The 2,154-nt window shown below is 74.9% G+C and carries 3 protein-coding genes; 1 reads left to right on the top strand and 2 read right to left on the bottom strand.

Annotated elements, in window-relative coordinates:
* Positions 1–198, top strand: a 198-nt coding sequence (locus OZN99_RS30225; protein WP_270938916.1) for a hypothetical protein, incomplete at its 5' end; no start/stop codon positions are given.
* A gap of 9 nt (positions 199–207) precedes the next feature.
* Here OZN99_RS30225 and OZN99_RS30220 read toward each other — a convergent pair.
* Both OZN99_RS30220 and OZN99_RS30215 read right to left on the bottom strand, forming a co-directional pair.
* Positions 208–1,785: an ATP-binding protein gene (locus OZN99_RS30220; RefSeq protein ID WP_270938915.1), complete on the bottom strand. Its 1,578-nt coding sequence runs from the start codon at positions 1,783–1,785 to the stop codon at positions 208–210.
* Positions 1,778–2,154, bottom strand: a 377-nt coding sequence (locus OZN99_RS30215; RefSeq protein ID WP_270938914.1) for a winged helix-turn-helix domain-containing protein, incomplete at its 5' end; no start/stop codon positions are given. The genes OZN99_RS30215 and OZN99_RS30220, both read right to left, overlap by 8 nt.

Here is a 2,154-nt window from a genome sequence, read left to right as displayed (position 1 = left end):
CGGGAGCGCCTGGCGGCGGAGGGCGCCGCGGCCGGGGCGCCGGCGCCGCCGCGCGTCGCCCTGGTCCCGCGCGACGGATCCGCGATCGCCTTGGAGGTCGAGGTGCCGCTCGGCGTCACCTCCGCCGAGGCGGCGCATGCGGCGCAGGAGGCGCTGATCCTGCTCGTCATGCGCACGCTGGAGGAACGCGCGGCGTAGGGCGGCAGATCAGGCGCCGCGGCTGTCCGCGCGCAGGCGTTCCAGCACCTCCGCCACGTCCTGTGGCGAGAAGGGCTTCTCCAGGATCGGCGGGGGATGCTCGGCGTCGAGTGCCGCGATCGCGCTGGGCCCGGCCACTGTGTCGCCGGTGACGAAGGCGAAGCGGCCGCGCAGTTGCGGCCGGCTTGCGGTGGCCTGGCGATACAGCGCCGCGCCGCCGCCGCCGGGCATGCGCAAGTCGCAGAACACCGCGTCGAACCGGCTGTCCTCCAGCCGCGCCAGCGCCGCCGGGATGTCGTGTGCGACCTCCGCCTCGATGCCGTGCAGGCCGAGCAGTTCCGCCAGCGCGCCACCGACCTCCGGCTCGTCGTCCACCACCAGCACGCGGTGCCGCGGGGCGGCGGAAGGCGGCGCAGCGGTGGGCAAGGCGGCCTCCGCCGCCTCCCCGGGCGGCAGCCGCACGACGAAGCGCGCGCCGCCCAGCCGGCCGGGCTCCAGCGCGATGCTGCCGCCATGCGCGGCGAGGATGTTGCGGCAGACCGCCAGCCCCAGCCCGGTGCCGGCGCCGAGCGGCTTGGTGGTGACGTAGGGCTCGAAGATGCGCTCGCGCATCTCTTCCGGCACGCCGGGGCCGTTGTCCTCCACCGCGAAGCCGACGCCGCCATTCGCCTCGGGCCAGCTTTCCAGCCGCAACAGGCGCGGCTCCGGCCGGTCGGCGAGCGCGGCCTGCGCGTTCACCACCAGGTTCACCGCCACCTGGCCGAGCTGGTCGGGGTCGGCCTGGATCGTGCCGAGGCCGGGGTCCAGCGCGTGCTCCACAGCGATGCCGGCGCTGCGCAGGCCGTAGCCTGCCAGTTCCAGCGCCCCCTCGATCGCGGCATTGACCTGCACGCGGGTGCGCATCGGTGCCTGCTGCCGCACCATGGCCAGGAAGGTCTTGACGATGCGCCCGCAGCGCGCCGCGGCGGCATGGATACGGGCCGCGCGCTCGCGCACCGCCGCGTCCTGTGCCATCGCCTCCAGCATCGTGGTCTGGGCGACGACGACGGCGAGGGGATTGTTCAGCTCGTGCGCGACGCCGGCCAGCAGGCTGCCGAGCGCACTCATCTTCTCTGTCTGGTGCAGCCGCTCGCGCTGGCGGGCGAGCTCGGCCTGGGCCTGGTGCATCGGCGTCAGGTCGCGCAGCCAGGCGGTGAAGAACACCTTGCCCGCCGCCTTGACCTCGTGGATCGAGAGCTCGCAGGGGAAGATGCTGCCGTCGGCGCGCATCGCCTCCATCTCGAGCCGCTGGCCGAGCACATGCGGGCAGCCCGTGCGGTGGTAGCGCGCCAGCCCCGCCTCGTGACCGGCGCGGTGGTGCGGCGGCACGATGGTGTCGCCGATCGGCTTGCCCATGATCTCGGCCCTGCGATGGCCGAAGATGCGTTCGGCCGCCGCGTTCCAGCCGGTGACGCGGCAGTCGCGGTCGGCGGTGATCACCGCGTCGAGCGCGGCGTCGATCACGCCCTGCTTCAGCGCCTCGGCTTCCATGAGCCGGGCCAGCAGCGCGGCGTTGTCCTCGGTGTCGGGTGCGTGCGGATCAGCCATCGGGCGAGAACAGGTAGCCCTGCCCGCGCACCGTGCGGATCAGGGTGGGGTTGTTCGGGTCCGGCTCCAGCTTGCGGCGCAGGCGGGTCACGCGGATGTCGACGGAGCGGTCGAGCGGATCGGCCGGCCGCCCGGGGGTGAGGCGCAGCAGCCGGTCGCGGGTCAGCACCTGGCCCGGATTCGACGCCAGGGTCAGCAGCAGGTCGAATTCCATCGGCGTCAGCGCCACCTCCGCCCCGGCGGGGTCTAGCAGGCGGCGTTCGGCGGGCAGCAGGCGGAAGCCGGCGAAGCGGCGCTCGTCCGGAGCACGGCGCGGAGCCGGCGGGGCGGCGGCCTGCGGCTCCGTCCCGGCCTCGGCGCGCGCGCGGC

It is taken from the genome of Falsiroseomonas oryzae (genome assembly GCF_027856955.1).
In the GTDB taxonomy this organism is placed as follows: domain Bacteria; phylum Pseudomonadota; class Alphaproteobacteria; order Acetobacterales; family Acetobacteraceae; genus Falsiroseomonas; species Falsiroseomonas oryzae.
Note: the sequence above shows the minus strand (reverse complement) of the source record. Positions and strands in the feature narration are given on the sequence as shown.

Coding starts and splice junctions, on each gene's coding strand:
- OZN99_RS30220 (WP_270938915.1), bottom strand. CDS start 1,785: ATGGCTGATCCGCACGCACCCGACACCGAGGACAACGCCGCGCTGCTG.